Consider the following 24641-nt stretch of genomic DNA (forward strand, 5'->3'; position numbering starts at 1 on the left):
TCCCGCCCTTTGCTTTGAACCATTTCGGAGGCAGAGATGCAGCGCAAATACCCAAGAACGGCGGAGGATCGAGAAGCAATCGCTGCGGCTCGCCGGAAGCTCTATGCAAGTCAGAAGCCGGAAGAGGTCATGGTCGTGCCTGATCCGGTCGATGACGAACCGAAGAAGGACGTCGAGCCTCGGGCCGTCACGAAGATTGACGAGCCCGTGAAAGAACCGGCACCGGTGAAAGACATTCTTCCGACCGAAGCCAATAAGCTGGCTGCGGCGCACGCCACAGTCCCCGCGAAGGACGACGCGTCTGCCGCCGACGTCGAGATCCCTGACAACTACGAAACTCTCGGCTGGAAGCATCTTCGCGCCCTTGTCGGCAAGCTTTCGAAGACGCCGGTCGTGAACCGTGAGCAGGCGGTCCATATCATCGCCGAGGAACTGCAGCGGCGCGCGAAGGCGGCAAAGAAGTAAATCGCGGCAATGTCCGATGCGCTGCACCGTTCCGAGATGGAGTTCCTGCTTTTCGGGAAACGTCTCGGTGCAGGTCTATCGCGGACGGTATACGAACTGAATGACCCGAGCTGCTGGGGCCGACACAAAGATACCGGCGCTCCGATGATCGATCCGCTCAGCAGCAAGCGCGTTATCAAAGTCGAGAAGCCAGGCGGAATGTTCCAGAACGTCCAGGAGTGGACGGTTTGGGAATGGGCGCGCGGAACGCCCATGGCGAAGTGGTTCGCCCCCTGCATCTCGATATCGCCTTGTGGGCTATACTTGATCCAGGACAAGGTCGAGCCCCTTCGCAGGAAAGATTGGCCGAAAAAGCTGCCCGCATTCCTACAGGACGTCGAGCCTGAGAACTTCGGTCTTCTGAACGGCAAGGTCGTTGCTTGCGACTATGGGTGTGGCGTCGCAGCGATCCGTTCCGCGAACAAGCGGATGATGAACGTCAAGCCTTGGCCGAAGTCATGAGCGCCACCCGCGTCGTCGACGCCGTGAACGTTAAAGAGCGGCACGTCATCGACGAGCATGGCTCCATTGGTGACATCGAGAGCTTTCTTGACGTCTATGGCGAAGAGACCGACGACCCGGGCGAATATGCATTTGCAATCGTCCAATGGCGTGACGATCAGCGATGGTCACCGATCGATCTTTCGGACTTCTGCGGATACCGGCATTAGGAGCGCGTGATGCCAGATTATTACGGCACGATAGAGCAAGCGAGCGCTTACCATGATGCCCGCGGAAACGCGGCCTGGGCCGCAGCAGATAGCAGCCCAGACAGCGCGAGGCTAGCAGCGCTCGTGAGAGCTAGCACCTGGCTCGACGGTCGTTTCGGTGCGAAATATCCTGGCAAGAAGACCGGCGGACGCTCTCAGCTCTTGGGCTGGCCACGATCATGCGCGCGAGACGTCGAAGGCAATGCAATCGCCGATGACGAAGTCCCGGTCGAGGTGCTGAGCGCGACGTACGAGGCAGCCCTGCGCGAGCTTGCCGACCCTGGTTCGCTCTCGCCCGACCTCATACTTGCCGAACGCGTCATCTCCGAACGCGTCGGCCCGATCTCACAGACCTATTCCGACAACCAGATCGTCACCGCCACCGACATGCGTCCTACGGTGACACTGATCGATGACATCATGTCGGCCCTGGTTGGCGCTGAGAGCAATACCAAATCGACGCTCCTTCTCCGGGCTTAACCGGTGAATGAGGCGCTCGCCGCTGAAATGGAACGCATCCTCGAACTCATGAACCGCATCAAGGAGAAGCCTCTCAAAGAGCAGATCGCGCTGATCCGGTCTCATATCTCGACAACGGTGGAAGAGGCGAGGGCGCGGTGAGCACGTTTAACTATTCGAAGACCGCCGCATCCGCCGCGAAGCTCATCAAGAAGTTCGGGCAACACGGCGCCATCCGGCGTCTCGTGCCCGGTAACGGCCCTCCGTACGATCCGGGTCCGTCGACGCCGGTCGAATTCGCGGCCGATCTCGTCATCGTCGATTACACGATCTCGGAACGCGACGGCACGCTGATCCTCGCAACAGATAAGCGCGCCTATGTCTCCGCACTGGGATTGAAAACTACCGAAGGCGTCCCCCTCGACGAGATCAAGCCAACCGACAAGCTGGTCGAAGCATCTGGGAAGGTTTGGACAATTATTCTGTCGAAGCCTCTAAATCCCGCCGGAGTCATCGTGCTGTATGACCTTCAAATCAGGGCCAGTTGACGGTGGCGAGCAGTCTTCGAAAACGCATTGAGGAACTTCTTCAGGAGCATGCGCCGCTTTTGCAGAAGGCCTTCCTGGAAGGCGTCAAAGACCTTCGATCCAATGCCAACCTTCGCCTAATCGTCGCGGCTCTGGAACGAAATGATATAGACGGTGCCATAAAATCGCTGAACCTTGATCCAGCCGCGTTCCGTGCTTTCGATCGCGCCTTGACGGCAGCATTCGATAGCGGCGGCATCGCCGCAACAGCATATATCTCATCTCAGGCCGTTCGCAGCGGCATCGCAGCAGTGTTTCGTTTCAACGCTCGCGACCCCCGAGCCGAAAGCTGGCTGCTTGACCATTCGTCCACCATGATCACGCGCATCCTCGACGATCAGAGGGTCATGGTTCGCAACATCCTCTCAGCGGGTCTTAGAGAAGGGTCTAATCCTCGGACCATTGCGCTGAGCCTGACCGGCCGCATAAACCGGGCGACGGGAGTTCGCGAGGGCGGAGCGATCGGCCTCACATCGATGCAGGAGAAATATGCCCGCACAGCATTGGCAGAATTGACGTCCGGCGATCCGGCGCTGATGCGGAATTATCTGACGAGGGGTCGCCGGGACAAGAGGTCTGACCGGGCTGTTTTAGCGGCAATCCGAAACGGAGAGGGCTTAAGTCTTACGGACGCCGAAGCCATCGTCGGGCGGTATCGTTCCGGCCTCCTCAATCTTCGCGGCGAGACGATCGCGCGCCTTGAGGCTAAGGCCGCTCTGCATCAATCGGAGCATGAATCGTTCCTGCAAGCCGTCGGAACAGGCCAAGTGAACCAGAGCGACGTTCAAAGGACGTGGCGGCATGTTGGAAACCTGCATCCGAGAGAGCAGCATATTTCGATGGACGGTCAGACGGTTGGACTTGAGGAGCCGTTCACCGCGCCGGATGGAACGAAGCTGATGTACCCATGCGATCCGGATGCTCCGGTCAGTCATACGGCAAACTGCCACTGCCAAGTCGATACAACAATCGACTTCATCGGTGCACTGGCGCGCGAAGAGGCGGCATAATCGTGGCGCAGACCTTCAGCGCCTCAGTCGGTGCATGGGCCGCAAAAAGCCGGCGTCGAATTGATTATATCGTCAAAGCAAGCACACAGCGCGTATTTATGCAGGCCAATCACGGCGTGCCCGTCGACACCGGGTTCGCACAAGCAAGCTTTCGTGCCACGCTCAACTCGCCGGATGTCTCAGTCACATTCCGGCCGATGAACACGCCGGCGGGTCAGAACCAAGGCGGATCGCAGTCTTTCTTTCCAGATGATAACGCAGTTGCCCTGGTCATTGCCGGGGCCACTATCGGCAAAGATGTGATTTATGGAACTTGGGTCGCCAATTACGTTTCTTATCTCGAATATGGCACCCAAGGGCGTCCCGCCCTCGGCTTCGTAAGAAAGGCCGCGCAGGATTGGCAGATGATCGTTGATCAGGTCACACTCGAAGCCCAGACGCGGATCGGGGAGTGACGCATGGCAATGGCCGTTGAAGCAAAGATCCGTGATGCCCTTCTGGCGCATCTTGCCGCGCTGTCACTTACGCCACCGTTGCCCGTCGCTTATCCCGATATCTCGTTCGCGCCACCGGAAGGGACATATCTGAAAGCGCAGTTGATCCCGAATACGAACCGCAATCAATTCGTGTCGGATGATAGCACCACCGAGTTCCGCGGTATTTTTCAGATCACTGTGGTCTCGCCGAGTGGCGCCGGCAGCATTGCCGGCGCAGAGATAGCGGGCAAGGTGGCCGATCATTTCGAACGCGGCGCATCTCTCGCGAGTGGAGATCTCGTCGTCAGGATCGATGGACGGCCGAGCGTTGCAGCTGACATGCAGTCAACTGATCGGGTCGAAACCCCGATCTCAGTCTCTTGGTATGCGTTCGGCTGACTTTGGTCAGCATATTCGAAAGACCCCAAGCCCCGCCGTTTCGAGCGGGGTTTCTTTTTATGGAGACCTCCAAATGGCAATCTCGAAAACGGCCGGAAGCAAGATCTATATCTCTCCGGTGTCGGTGGACCCAGGCAATTACAATGGCGTGAATGACGCAGCCGCTCTTGCGCTCTTCGAGGCTATCGCGGACTGGGTCGAAGTCGAGGAAGTCGAAGACCTTGGCGAGCACGGCGATACCGCCGAAGAAATCACGTTCACGTCCGTTAGCGATGCCCGCACGCGGAAGCAGAAGGGCGCGCGTAATGCCGGCACGAAGACAATCGTTGTCGGCGTCGATCCTCTCGACGAGGGTCAGGTCGCGCTTGCCGATGCGCAGGCGACCGACTTTAATTACGCCTTCAAGATCGTAAGAAATGACGCCAGATCGGCGAGCTATACCAACACGGTCGAATATTTCATCGGCTTGGTGACTGGTGAAGCCGTCAATCAGGGTGCGCAGAACAACATCGTGCGCCAGACCTTCCCGATCTCGATCAATACCAAAATCTATCGCGTGCTCTCAGCTCTGATCGAAAGCCCTTAAGGGTATGGCGTTGAAGGCAGGATGCAAAAAGGCCCCAATATTACTGCATAAAAGCGAACCGCCGAGGTGCTTGCAACACACTCGACGGTTCTGACCAAGCCCGAACATTGGAGGTTCGAGTGGCTGATAATTTCAAACCATGTGCCGTTCCGGGATGCAAGCGAGATGCAGGTAGCCGCGCAGGCGGGCAAAAAGGATGGTGCAGCCGTCACTATCAAAGATGGCGAGCCCATGGAGACCAGACGGCAGGAGGACCGGATGTCACTCAATATCATGGTGCGCCGTGCACTATAGACGGGTGCGATAGAACCGCGACAAAAAGAGGATGGTGCGATCTCCATTACAAGCGATGGCGACGAGAAAATCTTGTGGCCACAGCGCCGAAATGCAAAGCGCCCGGATGTAATCGGATTCATGACTCTCACGGGTACTGCGCTATGCACCTTCCGAGGTGGCAAAAATACGGAGACCCTTTGGCTGGCGAGACATTCAAAGGAGAAGTTACTCAGTTCCTTTTGGAGGTCGCCATTCCCTATCGTGGGGATGATTGTCTGCCATGGCCCTTCGGGCATAACGGGAATGGCTACGGAACTGCGCAGCCCGAAGGCGAAAGAATATTCGCACATCGCTACGTTTGCGAGGCAGCGCATGGCCCACCGCCTCCTGATCGGAACTTCGCGCTTCATTCATGCGGCAACGGGCATCTTGGTTGCGTAAACCCATCCCATCTTAGGTGGGGTACTCAACAAGAAAATGCAGAGGATATGGTCGCTCACGGGAACAGCCCGCGAGGCGAGCGACATGGAATGGCAAAGCTGACCAAAGACCAGGTTCGGACAATCCGACGATTGGTTGGCCATGCTTCGTATCGTTCAATCGCCAGTCGGTTCAGCGTCTCGCCGCGAGCAATATCGGACATTGCGACTCGCAAAACTTGGTCATGGCTCGAATAGGAAACCAGATGAGCAATAAAAGCGAAATAGCTTCTTTCGACCTCTCGTCATTGGATACGGCTGATGAAGCCGAGATGGAAGTTCGCATAAACGGGAAACTTTCAGGATGGCGACTGCGGTTTGCTGGCCCCGGGCACCAGAAGTCCATCCAGCAGGAAAACCGCCTTGCCCGAGAAAATCTTGAACGCCGGAAGGCGCAAGAGCGCGCGCAAGTTAATGGGCGCAAATGGAAGCCGGAAGATGAAACCGTCGAAGAAGTGATTGCTAAGAATATACAGCTGATAGTTGAACGTTTGATCGACTGGACGCCTGTCACTTTGGATGGCGAGCCGTACCCATTCTCACCTGAGAATGCTAGGAAGCTGCTATCCGATCCGAAGAAGGGCACCATTCTCACGCAGTGCCTCGATTTCCTCGGTGACGAAACGATTTTTACGAAACGCTCGGCGACGAACTAAAGGACTTTGCCGAGCGCGCCTTTGACCTATCGAAGGTGGAAGAAGGCCGGTCGAAATGGGACCGGCTTCAATCATTACTCGAACGAGCGGAACGGAAAGGTGTCCAAGAGAGAATAAAAGCTCTGGAAGCCGAACTTGCTTTACCGCCGTTCCCGATTGAACTTGGATATATCTGGTCGGCGTTCATGCGTCTCCGTCGCCGAACGGCGGGCGGCTATAGCGGCGCCGAACCGATCACTTTGCAAGCTATCGAGACGTTCTCTCGACTTTCAAGCCTGCGGTTCGTGCCGTGGGAAATCAAGCTGATCGAAGATCTGGACGACGTCTATCTGGCATCGGTGGCGCCGGATGGAGAGACGCATCCTGACTAGCCAACGGGCTGCGGTGGGGACGATAGTCGCGCATATGTCGCTGCCGTTATCTTCTCCGCATCTTTCGCGTTTCCCTTAACCAAGGCCTTTCGGCCATCGTCGAAAACAATGGACAAAACGCGGGCTTGCCGCCTGCCGCCACCGACGGCTCCGATCAATAGTCCAATCGGTCCGAGCGCCAATGCTCCGGCAGCGCCCCAGCCGACTTTGCCAAGAATTGAAAATCGATTGTCCTCGGTCACGATATCGAATTGGCAGATTTGGTTCATTGGAAGTTTGTCGCTTTTGAAAATGCCCACGGCGAAATGCAATTCCGAGTTGGCGATCAATACCGGCGTTCCCTCTTTCCAGTCTCCCGCAAGAACCTTCACTCCATGTCCTCCCAAAAGGTAGCCGCATGCCAGCCGAAGTCAGCACGCTAGCACTTGCAGTCGATAGCAGCCAAGTGCCGCCCGCTATAACTCGATTGGATGCTCTCACAGCGGCATCACAACGGGTTGAGAAAGCTGTCTCAGGTACATCGGGTAAGGTTCTCGATGCTGGAGATAAATTCCGCAAGGTGGGACAGGCTATTGCCGCTATGGACGGCCCCCTTGGCGGCGTCGCATCGCGTTTCCGCTCGTTCGGCTCGCTTATTGAGGATGTCGGTTTCAGAACCGCCGCACTGGCAATCGGTATCGGTGCCATCGTTCTGGCCGCCAGCAAGCTATCGGTTAGTGTAGCCGGTATGGCCGACACTTGGTCCGACTTGAGCGCGCGCGTCGGAATCGCCACCGGCGACATGGATGGTGCTGCCGCTATTATGGATAGATTGGCAAAGGTCGCGGACCGAACCTATTCGTCAACAGAACTAACCGTCGAGTCCTTTATTCGCAATTCGACCGTGCTCAAAGAGCTTGGGAAAACAACGTCTCAGCAACTCGATTTCACCGAAGCACTCAATAATGCCCTTGTCGTCTCGGGCGCAAAGGGCGATCGCGCGGCGATGATTCAGGAAGCGCTCGGCCGCGCCATGGCCGGTGGAGCACTTAGGGGCCAAGAACTCAACACAGTCATCCAAGTAGGCGGACGCGTCGCTGAGGTACTAGCGGAACAGCTCGGCGTCGGCACGAACCAGCTCCGGCGTCTGGGAGAAGAAGGCAAGATCACGAGCCAGGTGATATTTGATGCTCTTGTGAAGCGCATGGAGCAACTGGGGGAGCAGTCCGACAAAATGCCGGCGACTATTGCTGATGGATTTGGTCGTATCCGCAATGCCATGCTGCAACTCGTGGGCGTCTATGACCAGACTAACGGATTATCTGAGGGGTTCGCGAAGGCGCTGGTAGCCGTCGCTGTCAATTTGAAAACGGTAGCGAAAGTGGCAATCCTCGCTGGCGCTTCTTTGGCGACGGCTTTTTCGACATCGATTCTCGGCCTCCTATTATCCGTCGCAAATGTGATTAGAACGACACTCGTCGGGGCGGTCCTCGCGCTGGGCGTAGCTGTAAGGGCTAACCCCATATTTGCAGTTGGCGGGCTAGCGGCGACGGCGCTTGTCACGCTAACCACCTACCTCGTCGAATTTGGGAATGACACCCAAAAAATTGGCGATACGACAATCAGCGTCGGCAATACTATGATAGCCGTGTGGACCACGATCTCTCAGTCCTTGGGTATCGCCAAGGATGCCGCATGGGGATTCCTGCTGACCCTAAAGAACATCGCGACCCTAAATTTTAAGGATGTTGTCTCGGCTACCGATGCGATGGGAGCGAGCATTAGTGACCGGATCGCTAAGATCCAGGGCGCATGGGGCAACATCACGAATACGTGGCAGACGACAACTACCAAGTCAGAGCAAACACCGAAGGCGAGCACGGCTCTGACCGATCAGCAGGCCAAAGCTCTCAAACAGTTCCAAGAACAGCTTCTCCAATCCCAGCAGCAGGTCGAACTGGCCCGTCAGGATCTCGCCCTGCAGAATGCCTCAGCCCTGGTACAAGATAAAGCGCGCGGCGCCATGGAGCTTCGGCAGCAGATGGAGCAGGAAGCTCTGAAATTGTATGGAGACCGAGATGCGTACGACAAGAAGCACTACCTGCAACTGCTAGCCGAGAAGGACCAGCTCGCGGAGATCAACAATTCGATCAGGGCTGGGCAGGTCAAGAGTGACGTCGCGTTTCAGAATGCCCAACTTGGGCGCACGCCAATAGAGCAAGCGGTTTACGAGAAAATGCAGTCGGCCGGTCTCCTTGAGAATGGCAAGATCGTTGACGAACAGACAGCCTCAGTCGTGCGCCTCGGCGAACAATACAAGCGGGCAATGGACGTCCAAAAAGACTTTGCGTCGACTTTCCTGCACGACATGGTATCCGGAAAATCAGCTGTGGAATCCCTGGGAGACGCGTTGGATCGCCTTGCGGATAAGATCCTTGATAACTCACTGGATACTCTCTTCGCTGGTCTTGGAACGAGCACGGCGAGCAAAGGCCTCTTTGGCGGCAACATACTGCCGGGAATTCTTCATTCTGGCGGCATCGCGGGTAACGATAACTATCCGCATCGCGCCGTTTCGCCTGCAATTTTTGCCAACGCACCTCGGTATCACGGCGGCGGCATCGCAGGACTGAAGCCGGATGAAGTCCCGGCCATTCTGCAACGCGGCGAGAGGGTCGTGCCAAAGGGCGCGCGAGCGGCCGGCGGCGGTGTCTCGATATCGGTTCCGGTATCGATCAGTGCCGACGGCGCCGATCCTTCGCAGCTGGCAAGACTGACAGCTCAGGTCGTGAGCCTGCAACAGACGTTGCCGAAGACCATCGTATCCACGATCCAAAACGCCAAATCCCGGAACCTAGTCTGAGCATGAGCCTCGTGATATCGACAAGCTTTCCGGCTGAGATGCCGGAGAGGACGGACGGCGTCATGCCGTTCAATCAGGCCACGTTCAAGCCGCTGTACTCGGTCACCAAAGCTCCGGACCGCGGTGGCCGACAGCAGGTCGCCGAACTTGGAACCCAGCTCTGGCAGGCCCAGTTCTCGACGCCGTCGATGTATTTCGATGAGGCGATGGAGATCCAGACCGTATTGGAATCGCTTGCCGGCGGTCTGAACCTGCTCAAAATCTGGCATCCGCTTCTCAAGTATCCGATGAGTTACCCGAATGGCTTCGACGGTCTCGTTCGGGCCACTGGCGGCGCATTCGACGGGACGTGCGTCATCTCTGACGTCGATGATGATCTCGCAACATTGACGCTGACGCACCTTCCCAACGACTTCAAGATCCGCCTCGGCGACATGATCTCGATGCCGTACGAAGACACCCAGATCCTGCATCGTATCATCGCCCCGGCGACGGCGAACGGCTCCGGAATCGTCGATATCAGAGTGGCGCCAACTCTGCCGGTGTCGTTCAATCCCCACGTCAGCCCCGCGGTCTGGGCGACGTTTTTCAAACCGTGGTGCCTCGCCACGATCGATGCTGACTCCATCGACGGACCCTTTACCGAAGGCGGGTTCGGGTCGGTGACGTTCTCCGCGGTCCAGACCTTCTAAATGCGCGATATCTCCAGTCAGGCCCAAGCCGCTCTCTTGAGCGGCCGATGCCGTATCCGCACCTTGCTGAAGGCGTCGCCCGATGGCGACGATCCGTTCTGCATCTGGGATGATAACGGATCGATTTCATTTGGCGGCGATGTCTATGTCGGAAAGCCGCGGCGGTTCACGATTGAATCCTCTGGCTCATCTGCGGACTTCTCGATCCGCAATCTCACCGTCAACCTATCTGGCATCGATCCGCAGGCCGTGGCGCTTGTCGATGGGGCCCAATGGTCCCAACGTCCGATCCTGGTTCAGCGCGCCATCATCGCGATCAATCAGCCCAAGGTGCTCAACATCATTCCAGAGTTTGCTGGATTCATGGACCAGATCGAATGGGATGAAGACGTCGATGGAACGTCGATCCTTAAGCTGACGTGTGAATCGACGTCACGGGAATATTCCCGTGTCGGGACACGAACAACGTCGGACGCCGATCAGCGCGAACGCGATTCAAGTGACGGTATCCTGAGTTTTGCGCAATCCGCTGTCTCGACCACGATTGATTGGGGTGCAGCACCCCAGTCACCGCCAAAACAGTCGTCGGGCGGCATCGCTGGATTCCTGAGCAAGATCTTCTGATGATCTCCTGGACCCGTCGCAACGACTGCATCGAGCGCATGAATTTCGCGCTTCGAGAACATCGCAAGCTCGATTTCATTTGGGGGCAGTCCGATTGCGGCATCATCTTCTCCGACGTCGCGTGGGCAATGACCGACGTCGATCCCATGAAAATCTTTGGTCGTTGGAACTCCGAGCACGGTGCCTTGCGCGCGCTGGTGTCAACCGGGTTCGTGTCTGTAAAGGATTATCTCGATGCCGAGCTTGAGATCATTCCGGTTTCCGAAGCGCGTCGCGGCGACGTCGGGTATCCCGAAGACGTGACGTCGCTGATGTGCCCCGCGATCATCACCGGCGCCGAGGCTGTTTCCAGGAATCCGGATGGCTGGATAACGGTTCCACGCTCTCAATTGGTCACGGCGTACCGGGTCGGCTGAGATGCCGTTTCTCGTTCCGCTGATCACCCCCGTCGTCACGACGGCGCTGGGGCTGGGATCGCTTGGCCTTGTTGGCGAAGGCATCGTCGGGATTGGGCTGTCGTTCGGCGTCTCCTATCTCGCGAAGAAGCTGCAACCGCAATCGACGTCGGCTGGATCCTCATCGACGGGCATGCAGCTCTCGCTGAGCTATCAGCCCAACGGGCCGCGTCAGGTACCCCTCGGCGTCTGCGCCTCGGCCGGGACGCTGATCTATCACAATTCTTATGGTCCCAACGGCAACGATTACGTCCAGCTTGTCTACAAGCTCGGGGACGTGCCGTGCGGTGGTCTACTCAAAGTCTTTGCCAACGGCGAACAGCTGACACTTGGCTCTCCCTCTGGGGATGCGAATGTCTCGGGGACCGCAGTCCTCGAATATCCGGGCGCGATGTGGATCAGCTATCACAGCGGCGACTGGAACCAGTCCGTCGATAGCGATCTTGTCTCCAAGGCTACCGGTGGCGAGTTCCTGTCTTCGTATCGCGGTCGCGGCATCTGCTATGTCCGCGTCACGCTCAAATTCGACCAGAAGCTCTACAAGAATGGGCTCCCGGCATTTGTCTTCGTATTTCAGGGCGCCAAGCTCTACGACTATCGCAAGGACGGCAGTGTCGGCGGTTCCGGCTCCCATCGTTGGGGCACTGAGAGTACCTACGAGTTCACCGAAAATCCTGCAGTCATCGCCTACAACTGGTATCGCGGTATCCGCGTCAACGGCGCGCCGCTCGCGGGCATGAACGTGCCTGCTGACTTCCTGCCGCTCGATAACTGGATGGCCGCGGCAAACGCCTGTGATGAGACCGTCAATCTCAAGGCCGGCGGGACGGAGAGGCGGTACCGGATGGGGGGCATCGTTCCGGTCGATGCCGATAATGCCTCGGTGATGCGCGATATTGTGACGAGCATGGCAGGCTCGGTTGCGGACTGCGGCGGCATCTTCAAGCTTTACCCCGGCGTCTCTCAGACCCCAGTACTGCACATCACCGACGACGACATCATGTCGAATGTCACGGTGAAGTATGTTCCAAAGCAGTCCCGCTCCGGGCTCGTGAATGCGGTATTCGGATCGTTCAATGATCCGTCCCAGATGTACCAGAGCACGGCGCTCCCGCCGCGGATTTCGCCGACGGACGAGGCAGCGGATGGCGGTCTACGTCTCTCGCAGAACTATGGTCTGACCTACGTTTCGAGCGGGACGCAGGGCCAACGTATCACCGAAATTCTACGCCGCCAGGGGCGATTCCAGCGCAATCTCCAGTTCACGCTGTCGCCGATAGCGGTCGGGCTCGAGTCCTGCGACTGGATCAGCTGGACGTCGCGCCGTTATGGCTTCACGGATATGTTATTCCGTGTGGTCCAGGGCAATCGCAATCCTGAACTCACGGTCCCGGTCGAGATCAATGAGACGTCGGAGTCGATCTTTGCCTGGAATCCGATGGTCGATCAGCTCGATCCGAACGATCCGGCTACGGTGGGCACGGGGGGTGCGAAACTTCTGACGCCAACGGGCGTTGCGCTCACCACAACCCTTATCGTCAACGAGGACACCGGCGTCCAGGCGCCTGGTCTGCGTATCACATGGGATCCGATCACCGACCAAACTGTCCAGACGCTTAAGCTCGAGTTCCGGAAGGTCGGTTCAACGGTCGCGCTTCAAAAGCAGATCCTTGATCCGTCGGCTGGCGAATACACCTGGATCGACGGCGTTCAGGGCGGCGTCGATTATGAAGCCCGGCTTGACATGGTCACCGTCCCGAAGCGCGGTACCGTCGCGACAGGATGGTCTGCAACAACGGGCCAAACCGAGCCGCAGATCGTCGCCCTCGCTCTGCTCTCACAGAACGGGACGCCACCGGACACGGTGACACCGGAGATGCTGTCGGCCCAGGCGAGACTTGAGCTGGAGATGTCGACGGCGCTCGCCAGTCTCCAGGGCTCGGTCCAGCAGCGTCTCGACGACACCGTTGCGACGCTCCGGAGCGCGATCAGTGCGATCGCCGGCATCTCGGCGAAGAACACACAGCTTCTGCGCAGCGTCCGTGCCGAAACCGACGGAAACTCGATCGGCATCACTGAGGTGCTCGAAGCGCTCAATGGTCCCAACGGGCTCTTGGCGCAGTGGTCCATCGCGATCGACGAGAATGGCAACGTCACCGGTCTGGTCTCACTGTCCGGCGATACAAGCTACACCCAATTTAGCGTTCTCGCAGACCGCATCGTCTTCGCGATGCCGGATGGGACGGGACAGAAGCAGATCATCACCGTCGGTCTGCTCGCCGATGGCACCACGGGCGTCGGCATCGATGCCAGTCAGGTCATTTTCAAAGGCACGATCAAGGCCGAGCACATCGATACGGTCAGCCTCGGAACGGTCTCTATCACCGACCCCGCCAATACATCGACGCTCAATTTGGCGTTGATGCGCTGGGTCAGTACCGACGGAAAACGCATCTTCGACATGAAGAACGGCGTCATCGACTGGACGTTCTGACATGGCGAAGCGGTGGCGTGTCGCTGGCAACATCTGTGCGATCTGGAAGGGTGAGACAGATACCGCTCCATTTACAAACCCGAAGGCCAATCTCTCGCGCGTTCTGTTTCACAGCGGGTTCAACTACACCAAGATCATTGATCAGAAGCCGTTCAATGTTTACCTTCCGCCGCGCGACAAGTTTCAGTCGGCGTCACAAACCATTCCACTCTATGCGCATGGACGAGGCGGCTTCCCCGTCATTGGCGGCATTATCACCGTCGGCGGCCAGCCCATCGACTTCGCCGGAAGCATTCCGGTTCAATTGAACAATGCCGGTCTCAATCCGACTTTCTGGCCGCAAGGCTTCGCACGCTGGCTGTCGCTCGGCGCTGATGCGACCTACGTCTACGTCCACGAGTACTGCGTCAACTATTGGTCCAACAGCAGTTCCTACGGATCGTATCCAGCGATTACCGTCCCCGTCACCGTCCTCATGACAAACGAGCTTCTCTGATGGCTAACCAATTCCATCTCGGCGCCTATTTCTCGATCGGAAATGGCCAGTTCGATAGCCGATATCGCTTCTTCAGGCGCGTCGTGAATGCAGCGGAGCGAAACCTCTACATGTCGAGCGGCCCAACGATAGCCATCAATCCGACCAGTGCGGGACAAGCAGGATGGCGTTGGCAGAGTGGACCTGCAACGATGGCGTCGAACACGCTCGTTGGCGTGCCGAGCGGCTTCAATTCGCCGATTAACGTCCACGTCTAAGTCGGTTCTGAAGTCTCCGTAGATGAGCCGCTTGCGCGTTGGTGCCGGGCGCATCCTGATCACCGATAACGCCGGTGCGACCCAGTTCAATACCGATGACGGTCTCTTGCATGGTGTCGATCCGGTTGTTGGCTCCCAACTCATGGGCAGCATCAATGCGTCTGATGGTAAGGGATTCGATCAAACCGACATCTGGAACATCGGCAGCTGCAGCGCGGGCTGCACCGGTGTCTATGGAATGTGCAACGTCTCGGGCTGGGGAGGTGTCACGATATCCGGTCCGGGAGGTGTCGATTCCAACACCAGCATCATGCTCAATGCCTGGCAGCGGGTAATGAACGAGAGCTGTTTCGTTCTCTATCAGGACGGCCACGGACCGATCGGAAATAGCCCTGATCCAAACCTAGGCCTCTACCAGCATATCCATTTCTACTTCCGAGTCTCGGGCACCGCAGTCCAGCTCGTGCGGCGCGCTTGGTGCAGCAAGGCCTCGCAAGGAAGCATCTCGGTCAGCAGCTGCACGGTTTCATTCCGGCTCAAAGCTGGGCTTTTCACCTAAACCCCACGATAAAATTCGGAACATCACAATGGCAACACGTCAGTGGAGCTTGACCGATCACGTGTCGGTCGAGAACGGATCTCCGACGGTTACGGCAGAGGCGGCGGTATGGCTTGTAACCGCGAAGCCCGGCAACGGCATCAGCTTCGATGGTGGCTCGAAATATTACGAAATCCTCACCGTCGACAGCAACACGCAGATCACGCTCGCAGATGATTTCGCCGAAACGACAATCTCAGATGGTTCCGTCCTGATCGACAACCGCGGCAACGGTTACACGCCGGCCGAGGTCGAAGTCATCCAGCTCTATAAGGACGTCGTTCTCAATCAGATCGACCTGTTTCAAACCACAGGCAAGCCGCCGGATACGCGTGGTGGTGACGGCTCCATCGGCTGGGACGGTCCAAATCGCGTCTGGTACCAGAAGACCAATGGCGTCTGGGGAGACCCGCAGAATCTCGGCGGCGCCGACGGTATGGACGCCGGTTTCAAGTTCGAGATCGACAAGTCATCGATATCGATGGCCGATCCCGGCGCCGGCAAGTTCCGGCTCAACAATGCCGCTTCTGCATCGGTCACGCAGATCGCATTCGATGATATCTCGGCAGATTTCGGATCTCCGGACGTCTCAGCGTATCTCGCGACGTGGGCGCAGAGCACGAACACCGTCAAGGGCCATCTCATCTTTCATGAGGTCGGCGCAACCCAGAACTTTCTCGTCTATGCCATTACCAGCCTCGTCGATAACGCGGGTTGGACGCAGGTCAATGTCAGCCATGTCGCCTCTGGCGGCTCGATTGATGACGGCGACGAACTTGCCATTGCGTTCATTCGTACCGGTGACAAGGGCGATCCGGGCGTCCAGGCGGGTTTCCGATTCAAGTTCGCGACCATGACCGGAATGGTCGATCCCGGCACCGGCTTTCTCCGTTTCAATAGCAATACCTATGCCACGATCACGGCTGTCGCGATCTCAGATCTCTGCGCCGCGACGGGCAATCCGGACGTTTCGGCTTCGATCCTGAGCTGGGACAATAGCGGTAACACCGAAAACAAGGGCGTGCTTCGGATCGCGAAGCAGGACGCCGAACAGACGTTCATTGAACTCGCGATTGTGGGCGCGACGGTAGACAACACCGGGTGGTCACAGCTTGCTGTCGAATATTTGAGCGGAAACGGAACATTCGCGACCAATGATCAGATCGTTGTCACCTTCTACCGGACCGGCGACGACGGTTGGTCGCCCGTCTTCTCGATCGTAGAAGATGGCGATCGGCGCGTTCTTGAAGTTACGGATTGGACCGGCGGCATAGGAACAAAGCCTGCGATCAATAAGTACGTCGGCGACACGGGGTTTGTCGATGATATCACAGATGGAGTCGATATTAGGGGACCGATCGGTCAGCAGGGAGAGGGCCTTGAGCCTGATTCTCGAGGTGCATTCGCCGAGCGGGCCGATCACGATAGCGAGGATACGAACTATTGCTATCTTTCCATCGACGGTGATGGCGATCAAATAACGACTGCCTGCCTCTTTTTCAAACTGAGTGCGGAATCCGGAGACTGGAGCGACCCGACGATACTCGGGACATCAGGATCAGGATCATCGAGTTCATCTCGTAATAGGATCATAAACCCGACATTTGCGATCGCGCAGGCCGGTGTGGGATCAGTTCTGGATTGCGGCTATTCCGGAATAGATCAGTGGCACGTCTACACGCAAACGGGCGCTGTCGCGTCTTCGCTGCTTACGAATGTCGCCGACGGCGTTCCGAGCATGGGCCGGCTAACGCAGAGTCAAGCGACGGCGCAGCGCATGGGCTGGGCGCAGCTGCTCGAGAGTTCATTTGTCAAGGATCTGCGATCGAAGACGGTCTCTCTATCCGCTGTCGTGCGCCTGTCGGTGCCTACAAAACTCCGATATGCCATCATCGAGTGGACAGGAGCTGCTGATACGCTCGCGGATATCGTAAATTCTTGGACAAACACTACGTTTACGTCGGGTCAATTCTTCGCGGCGTCGAACCTGACGATCGCTGAAATCGGGTCAATCGATCTCGCTGCATCAACACTGACCGATGTCTCATTGTCGGCGTCGATCTCGTCGGCGATGAACAACATCGTCATTTTCTTCTGGACCGACAGTGCTCAAGCTCAGAACGTCACATTTGATATTTCAAACGTGTTCTTTGGGCAGGGAGCCAGCGCGCCGACGGTGTTCGACCCGCCCGCCAAAGACATCGAGCTGATACGGTGTTGGCGGCATTATTGGAAGCTGATGCCCGCGGCTGCTAACGAAGGTGTCTCATCTGGCTTTGTCGGATCATCGACAAATGTGAATTATCTTGTTCCATATCCCATCCCGATGCGCGATGTCCCAAATTGGGACGGCGGTTCGGCGGCCGACTGGCGAGTAAGCACTGCTGGTGTAGGAACGTCTGGAAGTTCATATGGAGCAAGTACTTTTATTGGAAAATCTACGGCCCGCATTCAGGTTACGGTTTCTGGCGGCATGACCTCTGGTTATGCCGCATTACTTTATAGTCTTAACACCGCTTCTTATATGGCCTTCGATGCTAGGATGGCGCTGACATGATGAATGCTAGGTGGGCAAACAAAGAAAAGACCAGCGTATGGGCGGATCTGAATGGTTCTACGCTATTAATTCAAGCGAGCCCAAACAACATCGGTTACAGAGATCTCGTTGCAAGTGGCGAACCGATCGCACCATTTTTTGAGCCGCAACCAACAATCGATGATTATAAAACTGCTATCCAGTCGCATATCGATGCCGTCGCCCGTGCGAAGGATTATGATAGCGGCGTTTCGCTCGCGAGTTACAGGGGAAGTTCGGTCGCCGACTATGCGGCCGATGCCGAAGCGTTCACTGCCTGGCGCGATCCCTTATGGCCGTTCGTGTTCGGCAAGCTCGCAGCCGTGCAATCTGGAACCATTTCACAGCCGACGATTGCTGAACTTGTCGCGATGTTGCCGGAACCGCCGTGGCCCTTAGCCTAGCGCGATTTGGATCTATGTTTTTATTTGAGCTAGTTATTTTTGTTCTTGATTTTCTGCGACGGATTCAAATTATCTGCAACCAATTGTACCGGTTAAACTGCCGGAACTTTATGTTTTAGGTGTGCTAGAAACTTAAATTTTTGATCTCTGGATCATGCTGCCCGCGCAGCGCCGGGATACTGATTATGGGGGATAAATGGAATTTCTTGTGGCATGCGATCGCGTTGTTCTTTCTGGCGGTCTTATAAGATTTGATCGAATCGCACGTACCATTTCAGACTACGGGCATAGTCTCTCCTTCGTCGCCTTTGGCTCTAAGGACTGTGACCGTCCAACCGATCTCGAAGTTCTCGATATCGGTGAGGCGCAGGCGAGGCGATGGGATGGCGTGATGATTCCTGGGGCTGGCTTCCCGGCCGAAACGATCGAGCGTTTTCGGATACTGCAGAACCCGAACTTCGGGACCAGGATTCAGTTTATCTTAAACGATCAAACGCGGAGGCTGGCTTTACTGCCGTGAACAGATCGGTACAGCCGCATATCGTGATCTTTAACAACGAGCATTGGCCCCAAGGATCATACCAAGAACTCAAAGCAGACCGGTTCGATATTCTTCTGGGAGCAGTTGATACGCGTCGCTTTGCACCGCAGAACAATGCAGGACATAGGGCGCGATGGACGATTGGAGGGCTTGCCAATAAGAATCCCGTACCATTGGTTGCGGCGGTATCTGAAACCAAGGACGTCGTCTTAAAACTGTTTGGCCGTGACAACTATGACTTGGCATCTCAGTTCTCACACCTCGTTCGGGATGGCAGGTTGGACCTCGTTGGAACTCTCGTAGAGGAGCAACTTCCGGCGTTTTATCGTGATGTCGATTGCGTCGTCATGACGGAGGAATTCGCAGGCTGGGCCAATCTTGCCGCCGAGGCAATGTCTAGTGGCGTTCCTCTGATTTGCACGCCGCATGGGACGACGGCCTTCGCGCGTGACGGTGAAACTGCCATTGTCGTCGAAGAGCCGAGCGCTAAGGCTTTGCGCGTGGCTATCGATCGGATGAAGTCTGACCCGGGGCTTAGCCAAAGACTGAGTGCCAAAGGCAGAGAAGTTATTGAGAGATTTGATTGGAAGCCTTACTGTGTCTCGCTTCTGGAGATCTGTCAGCGAGCAACTACACATTAGCATGAAGAGAGAGCTTGTTTCTTATCCAAAATCAGGCCGAACGTGGCTGCGGTACATGCTCGTCCAGATGGGCCAAGCCTCTCTCATCGAATTTCACCATGATGGATTTGAATTCAATGATGGCCGCAAGCCGCGTTTGGACTTCGATACCGCCAAGAGGATAAATCGTTACAGTCCTGCTGATCGGGTTATTTATCTCGAACGCGATCCACGGGATGTAATGGTCAGCCTCTTTCATCAGGTAACAGGCCGATTCAAGGATTTCTTCGATTATCGCGGTACGATGTCTGAATTCTTGAGAGATCCCTACTTCGTTGCCCAGAACTTGCATCGCTTCCGGAAAATGTGGAACGATATTGCAGATAGAAAGGGCTTTCTCAAGATAACATACGAGGGTCTTCATCAGGATACGTTTTCTGCACTCAAAATCGCCGTTGCGTATCTTGATCTTGATGTCGATGACTCGCTAATTCGTCGAGCAATCGAGGCCTCGACGATCGATAGAATGCGTGCTGTCGAAGATGCCGGGGATTTTCAAGAGCCCTGGCTGCGCAAACGGAACGGAGCATCCAAGGTGAGACGTGGCGTTGTCGGTGGGTTCCGGTCAGAGATCACACACTGCGACGTCGAATATCTAGACGATGTTTTCGGACTATCCGCATAATTCGATGCGACACTCTAGATGCACGGCTATCGCTATTTTTTGGCGAGCGCGACCTCAGCGCGAGCACGCCGTATATCTCCTCTATTCTGCGCTCTAGATAGACGCATCGTTTGAGATCCATATGGCCGTTCTACGTTTAGCCTAACTAACCGGTGATCCACGTCAAACTCTGACGCGGCTAGCAGCAAATATCCAATTAACAATCAGGAGAACACCCGATGGCTACGGCGCCAGACGCCGAGGCGCGCTTTCACGCGTGCCTTGCAGAGACTTTGAAATGGGAAGGCGGCTACTCGAACGACAAATACGACCCTGGCGGTGCCACGATGAACGGCATCATTCAGAAGGAATATGATGCCTATCGTCTCCGCAAAGGCCTCGCGAAACAGTCGGTTCGGAATATCTCGGCCGCCGAGCGTGACGAGATCTATCGCACGAAATATTGGGATGAAGTCAACGGTGACCGTCTGCCGCCTGGTGTCGATCTTCAGACCTTCGATTTCGGCGTGAACGCCGGACCGCAGCGCGGCATTAAGTGTCTCCAGTCTGCGCTGGGTGTCGATCCAGACGGGCATATGGGTGAGATCACCGAGCGCGCTCTGGCTGCCTGCGATCCAATTGAAATCGTCAGCAAGATGGCTGATTACCGCCGCAGATATTATCGCTCTCTTTCGACGTTCTGGCGATTCGGACGAGGCTGGCTCACTCGCGTTCAGGAATGCACAGACGCTGCTGTTGCGATGGCTGGCGCAAACCATGCGCCAGTCTCCCTGATGTCACCGGTCGAGTATTCAGATGAGCAGAGCGCCACTCAGGGCAAAGCAGACCAGCCGCCGCCTGCGTCGACTGCCGCTACACAGACGGGGAAGGCCGCCGGCGTGTCTGGCCTCGCCGGCAACGGCGCGGTCGGAATCTCCGTAGCGAAGGCGGCCCAAACTGCTTATCACGCCGACAGAGGCATGGATTTCATGCTGTTTCTGATCACGCTCGCCAGCGATCCCGTGTTCTGGATCGGACTGAGCGTCGTCTCTGCGGCCTGCTTCGCATGGCTCGATCGTTCGAAGCTTCTGAAGCGCGAGGCCGTGTGATGATCATCTGGACATGGCTAGTCAGCCGGATTGGACAGTTGGCCGCCGGCGCGCTGGGTATCGGGCTGTTGATGGCGCTAATCACGGGGCTCGGCACGTTTCTTGTCTCCTGGATCCGCGACGGCGCCAATGCCGAATGGCTCCGCGAGATCAATGCCGTAAGCGAGCGAGCACGTATCGAACAGAAAGCGCGTAGCGACGCCTCAGAGAAGGCTGCGCAGGCCGAACGCGATAAGGCTCAAGCCGATGCCGCCGTTTCCATGGACCGCGTCCGTTATCTCGAAGCGCAGCTCAAGCTGCTGACGGACGATCCAGTTTGTTTCCCGAAGTCGATCGCTCGGAGCCTCAGAAAATGAAACGCATCGTCTTATTTGCAACCGTTGTCCTTGCGGGCTGCGGCAGCGACCCCGTGCCCGCAATCATGACCCAGCTCGCGACAGTCGATCCGCCGCGCGAGTGCTCAACGTCAGACCCGAAATGGACCGAACTTCCGGACGCCGATGTGAAGCGTTCCGAAGCGGCCCGGAACTACCAGACCAACAAGGAAGCATTCAACGCGATGCGGTATCGGCGATCGATCTGCCGCGCCGGCGTCGAAGCAGCAAAGAAATAGGAGAGAACAATGGCTGACCAGACCGTAGCAGTTCCCGTGCCATCGAAGGCGCCAACCACCATCACGACCGAGGTGATCGAAAAGACCAAAAAGCTGGAGTCGAAACTCGTTACGGCCGCCGACGCCGATCTCAAGGATGCCGTTCACGCCGCGGAAACGATCGCGACAGGCTGGTGGCAGAAGATCAAGACGAAGGCGGCCGCCTTTTGGAAAGCGCACCCGATTGGAGTCATGGCAACCTTTGCGGCGGCGATCGCCTTTTGCTTGGTCGTTGCACTCATTCCGAATGTGCCGGATCGAGCGCCCGAGATCGCCGCTACCAATGCTGCCGTCTCATCGCTAGCGGCGAACGTCAGTAAGCTTGCCGCGGCGACACCATCTCGTTCCGACGTCGCCGAAGCCAACGCGCGCATCGATGATCTGAAGAATCAAGTCGCCACGCTCAAAGACCAAGTCGAGAAACTGGCAAAGGCCCCGTCGCGTTTATCGAAGACAAAGCAGCGGCGGTAAACACAACCAGGGAGATCTCGGCTATGGCCCTTTGGGATCTGGAAAGAGGCGGGGAACGGGATGGACCCGATCGAGATTCTGGTCCGGCTTGGGCAGGACAACGTCAACGAACTGCGCAATATGGCGAGAGCCCAAGGGGACATGGCGCGGGCACAAGTGGAAATGCGGCGCGAACTCACGTACGGCCGGGAAGTCCATCAGGACCTGATTTGGGCGACGAAGGATCTCCATGGCCGCGTATCCTCGATCGAGCGCGCGCTGAATCAGAAGCCGGAGAGCGAGGACAAGAAAAAGGAGAATATCCTGCTCGTCCTGCTCAAAGAGGGCCGGGAGTTCATCGAGGCCGTGGCATCGCTGAAAGAACTGGCGATCGCGATCGCAATTATCGTGGCGGCGTTGAGCGTGGCCTCGCATCCGGAGACCGTCGCCGATCTAATCCATACCTACAATGCAAATGGCCACAAAGAACACGAATAGGGCTTTGGATGTTTGCGGTGGCGACGTCGGCTGCCGCTATTGTGATCGTGCTGATGACGCATCCAGGCGTCCGGGGAAGCTGACGAAATCCAACTCCAAAATCGAACCTAGGAACGCGGTCCGTCTCCCGCCGGCAGCTTCCTAGCATGCCCCGATGCCGGTCCCGTCCATGCATCGGGGCAATTTGTTGTGACTTCCGAATCGGTTGGTTGGAAGGGCCTTGGAATATATTCTTCACTCGGATCGGCTTGGATCTGGTCGACGGCCAACTTACTCAAGAAGAAGCCTGTCACGCACGGCTCGTTCCACACAATTGCCGCGAGTGCTATTTCGCGGGTTGTGAAGACACCGACGACCGCGGCACCGTTGTAACCATGCTCTTCCTCGAGCACCCAGACATTCATCAAGTCCTCCCGTTGACTGAATGAAAGGCCGTTAAAATCAAACCAAACAGCGGCAAAAGGTGAAAGTCCCCTTGCCCCTGAACCGCTAACGGGCCATCGATCTCCAGCAAGAAGGTTTGCAGTTCGTCTGCCACGGTTTAAAGTGCTTAACGGCACTTCGATGGCAAAGAAACCTTATGGACGTTAAAAAATTTCCTCATCGCCCCTTGAACGCTCTTTTGACTGAACTATTTTGCTGTCCGGACGGGCCTCTGCGCCGTCCCTTGCTTTGGTTGTCGCTTCTGGAAGGAGGATAGCTATGGCGACATTCGACTTCACGCCGATGTTCCGCTCTACAATTGGTTTTGAGCAAATCCCGAATATCCTGGCGCACGCTTTGGAACGCGGAGCCGACGGATACCCCCCTTACAACATCGAAAAGATCGGAGATGACGAGTTCCGCATCGTAATGGCGGTTGCCGGCTTATCTCAGGACGATATTGAGATCATCCAAGCCGAAAACCGTGTCACTGTTCGTGGCGCCACAAAGAGTGATCCAGAAAAAACCTATCTCTATCGCGGTCTCGCGGCCCGCCAGTTTACGCGAGAGTTTGACCTTGCCGATTACGTGGAGGTCACTGGGGCGCATCTCCAGAATGGTCTTCTCGTGATCTCACTCAAGCGCGAATTGCCGGAGGTCATGAAGCCGCGCACGATTCCCATTTCCGTTGGCGCAGATTCTGGCGCGCCTGCGCGTCTCGAAAAGATCGCAGCATAGTTCATCGGCTGAGAGGCTGAAATGAGCGCAGTTGCTTTCTGCGGCCGCACTGCTGCGGCCGAGCCGGGCGTAATGCCGATGGCGATAGGAAGTGGCGTCGGCATTGCAGTGAGGCAGGGGCGGCTTTCGGGCCGTCCCTCGTGCCGGATCTTTCCACTGGGAAAAGGTTGGGGTCTCGAGCTTGAGCGTACGAGCGCGTGGCTTCTCGGACTACCGCTCCCGGGGAATTTCAAGTTCTTCAAGTCGTTGGTTGCGGCGATTGGCTTTGCTGAAGCGAACGATCTCGATTACCGCATCGTTCGGCCGCTGCGAACGATCCAGGATCGTTGTCGACGCCGGCCGACATGGGTTCGCCCGCGAGGTCGCAGTCGTCGGGCCGGAGCTTCTTTGTGCTGATAGAACGGGAGATAGCGATGCAAACCTTACTTTCTGCAAAGCGCATTCTCATCGTCAAAGGGTCGCTCCTCGCTGCAAAAGCTTTGGAGGCGGTTCTAGCTGATCGTGGTGCGAAAGTGGTTCTCGCCACCAATATCATCTCGGCGTTCTCGCTCCTCGAACGACAGGAGTTTGACGCCGCAGTGATAGATAAGGGCCTGCACAACGAAGCGTTCGATCTGTGTGCCGAAATGAAGATGATGGGCATACCTTACGTATTGGCCGATGCTCCACATGAGCTGCAAAAGCTTGCCGCGCAAAAGAGGTCGGCTCTCGATGTTTCGAAGCAGTTGGAGGAACGTATTATGAGCGGCAGACTCGACGTCACGTTCGGTTCCCGTCTCGCTGACGCGCGGTTTCCTTCTGCGAGAGGAAGCAGCTCGATGGCGGTTATCGAACAGCGAGGTTTTGGCCGACAGACCAGCGACGCAGTCAATCGAACTTAGGAACGCCGCCAGTCTCCCGGCGGAACTTTCCTAGCGAGAGTCCCTGGTGCCCGGACCCTGCCCGCGCATCAGGGGCTTATTTTGTGCGCGCCGACGCGCCCGGGAAGGGAATGGC

General features: G+C 56.8%; 35 protein-coding genes. 33 read left to right on the forward strand and 2 right to left on the reverse strand.

Annotated features, from left to right (window positions below):
• Window positions 1-36: 36 nt before the first annotated feature.
• From RLW41_RS13710 to RLW41_RS13770, 13 genes are all read left to right on the forward strand, one after another.
• Window positions 37-465: a hypothetical protein gene (locus RLW41_RS13710; RefSeq protein ID WP_414461813.1), complete on the forward strand. Its 429-nt coding sequence runs from the start codon at window positions 37-39 to the stop codon at window positions 463-465.
• 9 nt (window positions 466-474) lie between these two features.
• A complete protein-coding gene (locus RLW41_RS13715; RefSeq protein ID WP_414461814.1) occupies window positions 475-966 on the forward strand; it encodes a hypothetical protein in 492 nt (163 codons plus the stop codon).
• On the forward strand, window positions 963-1175 hold the full coding sequence (locus RLW41_RS13720) for a hypothetical protein (RefSeq protein WP_414461815.1): 213 nt from the start codon (window positions 963-965) through the stop codon (window positions 1173-1175). Before RLW41_RS13715 ends, RLW41_RS13720 begins: the two co-directional genes overlap by 4 nt.
• A 9-nt stretch (window positions 1176-1184) precedes the next feature.
• On the forward strand, window positions 1185-1694 hold the full coding sequence (locus RLW41_RS13725) for a DnaT-like ssDNA-binding protein (RefSeq protein ID WP_414461816.1): 510 nt from the start codon (window positions 1185-1187) through the stop codon (window positions 1692-1694).
• Window positions 1695-1697: 3 nt separating this feature from the next.
• Window positions 1698-1835: a hypothetical protein gene (locus tag RLW41_RS13730; protein ID WP_414461817.1), complete on the forward strand. Its 138-nt coding sequence runs from the start codon at window positions 1698-1700 to the stop codon at window positions 1833-1835.
• Window positions 1832-2221, forward strand: coding sequence for a hypothetical protein (locus tag RLW41_RS13735; RefSeq protein ID WP_414461818.1), 390 nt, complete (start codon window positions 1832-1834; stop codon window positions 2219-2221). Before RLW41_RS13730 ends, RLW41_RS13735 begins: the two co-directional genes overlap by 4 nt.
• 2 nt (window positions 2222-2223) lie before the next feature.
• Window positions 2224-3270: a head morphogenesis protein gene (locus tag RLW41_RS13740; RefSeq protein ID WP_414461819.1), complete on the forward strand. Its 1047-nt coding sequence runs from the start codon at window positions 2224-2226 to the stop codon at window positions 3268-3270.
• A gap of 2 nt (window positions 3271-3272) precedes the next feature.
• A complete protein-coding gene (locus RLW41_RS13745) occupies window positions 3273-3725 on the forward strand; it encodes an HK97 gp10 family phage protein (protein WP_414461820.1) in 453 nt (150 codons plus the stop codon).
• Window positions 3726-3728: 3 nt separating this feature from the next.
• Entirely contained in the window at window positions 3729-4145 is a 417-nt protein-coding gene (locus RLW41_RS13750) for a DUF4128 domain-containing protein (protein WP_414461821.1), read from the forward strand.
• A 73-nt stretch (window positions 4146-4218) separates the two neighbouring features.
• Complete coding sequence (locus tag RLW41_RS13755) at window positions 4219-4731, forward strand: iron ABC transporter substrate-binding protein (protein ID WP_414461822.1); 513 nt, start codon at window positions 4219-4221, stop codon at window positions 4729-4731.
• 437 nt (window positions 4732-5168) lie between these two features.
• Complete coding sequence (locus tag RLW41_RS13760) at window positions 5169-5684, forward strand: HNH endonuclease (protein WP_414461823.1); 516 nt, start codon at window positions 5169-5171, stop codon at window positions 5682-5684.
• 8 nt (window positions 5685-5692) lie between these two features.
• Window positions 5693-6142, forward strand: coding sequence for a hypothetical protein (locus RLW41_RS13765; protein WP_414461824.1), 450 nt, complete (start codon window positions 5693-5695; stop codon window positions 6140-6142).
• 185 nt (window positions 6143-6327) lie between these two features.
• The gene (locus RLW41_RS13770; RefSeq protein ID WP_414461825.1) at window positions 6328-6513 is read left to right on the forward strand and encodes a hypothetical protein; all 186 of its coding nucleotides are present in this window, start codon (window positions 6328-6330) and stop codon (window positions 6511-6513) included.
• Here RLW41_RS13770 and RLW41_RS13775 read toward each other — a convergent pair.
• Window positions 6510-6884, reverse strand: coding sequence for a hypothetical protein (locus tag RLW41_RS13775; protein WP_414461826.1), 375 nt, complete (start codon window positions 6882-6884; stop codon window positions 6510-6512). The two genes, RLW41_RS13770 and RLW41_RS13775, sit on opposite strands and share 4 nt — an antisense overlap.
• A 356-nt stretch (window positions 6885-7240) precedes the next feature.
• On the opposite strand from RLW41_RS13775, the gene RLW41_RS13780 reads away from it, so the two are divergent.
• From RLW41_RS13780 to RLW41_RS13865, 18 genes are all read left to right on the forward strand, one after another.
• A complete protein-coding gene (locus tag RLW41_RS13780) occupies window positions 7241-9355 on the forward strand; it encodes a tape measure protein (RefSeq protein ID WP_414464595.1) in 2115 nt (704 codons plus the stop codon).
• 2 nt (window positions 9356-9357) lie between these two features.
• Window positions 9358-10047 carry a hypothetical protein gene (locus tag RLW41_RS13785; RefSeq protein ID WP_414461827.1) on the forward strand — a complete coding sequence of 230 codons (690 nt, stop codon included), beginning with the start codon at window positions 9358-9360 and terminating at the stop codon, window positions 10045-10047.
• Window positions 10048-10671, forward strand: a complete 624-nt coding sequence (locus RLW41_RS13790; RefSeq protein ID WP_414461828.1) for a hypothetical protein — start codon at window positions 10048-10050, stop codon at window positions 10669-10671. It abuts the gene before it with no gap.
• Entirely contained in the window at window positions 10671-11087 is a 417-nt protein-coding gene (locus RLW41_RS13795) for a DUF6950 family protein (protein WP_414461829.1), read from the forward strand. Before RLW41_RS13790 ends, RLW41_RS13795 begins: the two co-directional genes overlap by 1 nt.
• Before the next feature lies 1 nt (window position 11088).
• On the forward strand, window positions 11089-13620 hold the full coding sequence (locus RLW41_RS13800; RefSeq protein WP_414461830.1) for a hypothetical protein: 2532 nt from the start codon (window positions 11089-11091) through the stop codon (window positions 13618-13620).
• Window position 13621: 1 nt separating this feature from the next.
• Complete coding sequence (locus RLW41_RS13805) at window positions 13622-14116, forward strand: hypothetical protein (RefSeq protein ID WP_414461831.1); 495 nt, start codon at window positions 13622-13624, stop codon at window positions 14114-14116.
• On the forward strand, window positions 14116-14373 hold the full coding sequence (locus RLW41_RS13810; protein WP_414461832.1) for a hypothetical protein: 258 nt from the start codon (window positions 14116-14118) through the stop codon (window positions 14371-14373). The genes RLW41_RS13805 and RLW41_RS13810 overlap by 1 nt, the downstream gene beginning before the upstream one ends.
• 22 nt (window positions 14374-14395) lie before the next feature.
• A complete protein-coding gene (locus RLW41_RS13815) occupies window positions 14396-14932 on the forward strand; it encodes a hypothetical protein (protein ID WP_414461833.1) in 537 nt (178 codons plus the stop codon).
• Between the two features lie 28 nt (window positions 14933-14960).
• Window positions 14961-17528, forward strand: coding sequence for a hypothetical protein (locus RLW41_RS13820; protein WP_414461834.1), 2568 nt, complete (start codon window positions 14961-14963; stop codon window positions 17526-17528).
• Window positions 17525-17950, forward strand: coding sequence for a hypothetical protein (locus tag RLW41_RS13825; RefSeq protein ID WP_414461835.1), 426 nt, complete (start codon window positions 17525-17527; stop codon window positions 17948-17950). The genes RLW41_RS13820 and RLW41_RS13825 overlap by 4 nt, the downstream gene beginning before the upstream one ends.
• Window positions 17951-18146: 196 nt before the next feature.
• A complete protein-coding gene (locus RLW41_RS13830) occupies window positions 18147-18470 on the forward strand; it encodes a hypothetical protein (protein ID WP_414461836.1) in 324 nt (107 codons plus the stop codon).
• On the forward strand, window positions 18467-19132 hold the full coding sequence (locus RLW41_RS13835) for a glycosyltransferase family 4 protein (RefSeq protein WP_414461837.1): 666 nt from the start codon (window positions 18467-18469) through the stop codon (window positions 19130-19132). Before RLW41_RS13830 ends, RLW41_RS13835 begins: the two co-directional genes overlap by 4 nt.
• A 1-nt stretch (window position 19133) precedes the next feature.
• Complete coding sequence (locus RLW41_RS13840) at window positions 19134-19796, forward strand: sulfotransferase domain-containing protein (protein ID WP_414461838.1); 663 nt, start codon at window positions 19134-19136, stop codon at window positions 19794-19796.
• Window positions 19797-20014: 218 nt separating this feature from the next.
• On the forward strand, window positions 20015-20884 hold the full coding sequence (locus RLW41_RS13845) for a glycoside hydrolase family 108 protein (protein ID WP_414461839.1): 870 nt from the start codon (window positions 20015-20017) through the stop codon (window positions 20882-20884).
• On the forward strand, window positions 20884-21240 hold the full coding sequence (locus RLW41_RS13850; RefSeq protein ID WP_414461840.1) for a hypothetical protein: 357 nt from the start codon (window positions 20884-20886) through the stop codon (window positions 21238-21240). Before RLW41_RS13845 ends, RLW41_RS13850 begins: the two co-directional genes overlap by 1 nt.
• Window positions 21237-21497: a hypothetical protein gene (locus tag RLW41_RS13855; protein WP_414461841.1), complete on the forward strand. Its 261-nt coding sequence runs from the start codon at window positions 21237-21239 to the stop codon at window positions 21495-21497. The genes RLW41_RS13850 and RLW41_RS13855 overlap by 4 nt, the downstream gene beginning before the upstream one ends.
• Before the next feature lie 9 nt (window positions 21498-21506).
• Complete coding sequence (locus tag RLW41_RS13860; RefSeq protein ID WP_414461842.1) at window positions 21507-22007, forward strand: hypothetical protein; 501 nt, start codon at window positions 21507-21509, stop codon at window positions 22005-22007.
• Window positions 22008-22067: 60 nt separating this feature from the next.
• Window positions 22068-22484, forward strand: coding sequence for a hypothetical protein (locus tag RLW41_RS13865; RefSeq protein ID WP_414461843.1), 417 nt, complete (start codon window positions 22068-22070; stop codon window positions 22482-22484).
• 107 nt (window positions 22485-22591) lie between these two features.
• On the opposite strand, the gene RLW41_RS13870 is transcribed toward RLW41_RS13865, so the two are convergent.
• Entirely contained in the window at window positions 22592-22888 is a 297-nt protein-coding gene (locus RLW41_RS13870; RefSeq protein ID WP_414461844.1) for a hypothetical protein, read from the reverse strand.
• 298 nt (window positions 22889-23186) lie between these two features.
• Between RLW41_RS13870 and RLW41_RS13875 the strand changes: the two genes are divergently transcribed.
• Entirely contained in the window at window positions 23187-23645 is a 459-nt protein-coding gene (locus tag RLW41_RS13875; RefSeq protein WP_414461845.1) for an Hsp20 family protein, read from the forward strand.
• 389 nt (window positions 23646-24034) lie between these two features.
• Window positions 24035-24526, forward strand: coding sequence for a hypothetical protein (locus tag RLW41_RS13880; RefSeq protein WP_414461846.1), 492 nt, complete (start codon window positions 24035-24037; stop codon window positions 24524-24526).
• Window positions 24527-24641 lie beyond the last annotated feature (115 nt).

The organism is Hyphomicrobium sp. DY-1 (assembly GCF_047497105.1).
GTDB lineage: Bacteria > Pseudomonadota > Alphaproteobacteria > Rhizobiales > Hyphomicrobiaceae > Hyphomicrobium_B.